At 54.8% G+C, this 2006-nt stretch carries 1 protein-coding gene and 2 pseudogenes; all 3 read right to left on the bottom strand.

Annotated elements, in window-relative coordinates; translation table 11 throughout:
- Positions 1-554: pseudogene (locus AN233_RS02970) on the bottom strand (hypothetical protein); the annotation flags it as partial.
- A 2-nt stretch (positions 555-556) separates the two neighbouring features.
- Positions 557-1672, bottom strand: a complete 1116-nt coding sequence (locus tag AN233_RS02965; RefSeq protein ID WP_058365372.1) for a hypothetical protein — start codon at positions 1670-1672, stop codon at positions 557-559.
- A 2-nt stretch (positions 1673-1674) separates the two neighbouring features.
- Positions 1675-2006 (bottom strand): annotated as a pseudogene (locus AN233_RS17595) (hypothetical protein); the annotation flags it as partial.

The raw sequence follows: 2006 nt of genomic DNA, 5'->3' as shown, positions 1-2006 counted from the left end.
TCCTTGTTGGCGAACTCTTCGCCCGCCTCCTGGAGCTGAGCCCAGTCGTCGGACATCGCGAAGTCCATGTTCCCCGGGTCAATCTCGATGAACGCTTCCATCGTGCCGTCCGCTCGTTGAATCGCTCCAGCACCAGGCCATGCTCGTTTGACGTTCGTGAGGTCCTGCGTTCGCTCGTCCGGTTTGAACGGCGTGTAGTTCGCGAGACCGCCTTCATTCCGCTCTGTCTCGTTCGTGGTACTGTCGGGCTCCTCTGGGGCACTGAACGTAACTCGCGGTCGCTTGGCGTATCGATAGACGTCCTTCGTCCACGTCCACGCGTTCAGGTGGTCAGGAGAGACGTAGATGACGGCAACGCCAAACCCGAATCCTCCTGCTACGAACGGGAGGGCGAGTGACTCGATACCAGTGAGGCCAGCGATGAACAGGCCCATGATCGGGAAGGCGATGAGCACACCGACGTCCCCCTCCTCGATGTTGAGGTAGGGGATGCGACTCTCTTCGCCGAACTGGTCCATGATGCGCCGTGCGGCTGCGTCTTGATCCATCGACATTGTTAGTGGATTCCTCGATCAAACTCCATTCCACGATCAGTGCTCGATGCCTCTGTCGTTGCTCCGCTTGGATCGTTCTCAGTCCGGCGATATGAAGGAGGATCGCTGTCCCCGCCGCTGTGGCCTCCTCGAGCAGCTGCTTTCTGTGCGACAGCGTGACCAGCAGCCGCTTTTGGCCCCCATCGTGCTGCCGTCGTCGCGACGCCAGCACCGCCGACATACGCACCGGCTGCGACACCGCCGACGAGGGCAGCTCCCTTCGTCGCACCACCTACGACCTTGGCAGTCAACGGAGTCGCGTACTTGAACGTCTTCCAGGTTATGTAGAGCGCAACCAGTGGTAGAGAAGCAGCAACTAGGAACTTGAGAAAGGCAGTCTCAGGAGTGAGCGTCCCGCCACCGTATATCAGGTCATAGCCTTTGAATACTATCGATGCTGGTAGTGGTAGGACGGCAAGGGGGACAAACCGCTTGCAGAACCCCATGGCGATATCAGAGACAATTGGTATATTTCCATACCCAAGGGCGATCGCAATCGGCATTCCGTAGAGATAGACATAGAGGAGAATCTCACGGATGTAAAACAGGGCCTCTAGTGCCCACATTGAGATGCCTCCGATCAGCGCAAACAACAGCGATAACCCAGGATTGGTCAGCGTCACGCTGAGGAATCCCAACATAGCGTTACGAAGCGAAGCCATACCGGGCATCAGAGCAATCGAGAATCCATCAACAATGTAGAGCGTGAGGACACCGACCCAATACCAGACAATAATCAGAAACGCACCAACCCACGCAGTTTTCTTTGTTTTCCTCGCTTCGTATGCACTACCGATATTGAATATTCGGATGGTATGACGCCCTTGTACGCTCATCACGAGCAGCAGCAACGCGATGAGCATTATTTCGCCACCGACGAGTGCATCCTGAATCGTTGACCAGGGTGCGTTCGTCGGTTCCCCGAAGACGAATGCTCCATCCGTCTGAGGAGTGGGGGTCCCAAACATCTCCTCGGTGAGCTTGTTGTATCCCGTCGTCAGGCCATCCATGAAGAGGCCGATAATCCAGTCAACGACGTCTTTGAACCCCTCTAAGACAACGTCGATTAGATCAACCATGATCAAGCCTCACTGATTGTGATTTCGCAGTTTTGCATTTCGTCAGAGTCAGTGTACTCTACATTGTACGATTTTGTGACTTCTTGGCCAATGACTCGAGTTTCTAACCCGACCGTGAACTTCCCACTGTTTCCATCAGTCGAACAGCCCATACCCTCGTCACCAATTTCCGAACCGAATGGGAATGAATCACTGAAGAGATCTACTGTCTCACCTGCTGGAATCACAACGCTGTCTTCGCTCTTCTGTAGGAGATTGTTGATAGAGTTCAGCTGCTGCTCTGAAATCGAAGAGGGCAAGGACACCGCGCTAGCGGTGTCCGACACGAATGATT

It is taken from the genome of Haloparvum sedimenti (assembly GCF_001462205.1).
Lineage (GTDB): Archaea > Halobacteriota > Halobacteria > Halobacteriales > Haloferacaceae > Haloparvum > Haloparvum sedimenti.
This window is presented reverse-complemented; position numbering and strand designations above follow the sequence as displayed.

What these genes read in the sequence shown, in the direction of transcription:
- AN233_RS02965 (WP_058365372.1), bottom strand. Translation starts at nt 1,672, where the DNA reads ATGGTTGATCTAATCGACGTTGTCTTAGAGGGGTTCAAAGACGTCGTT.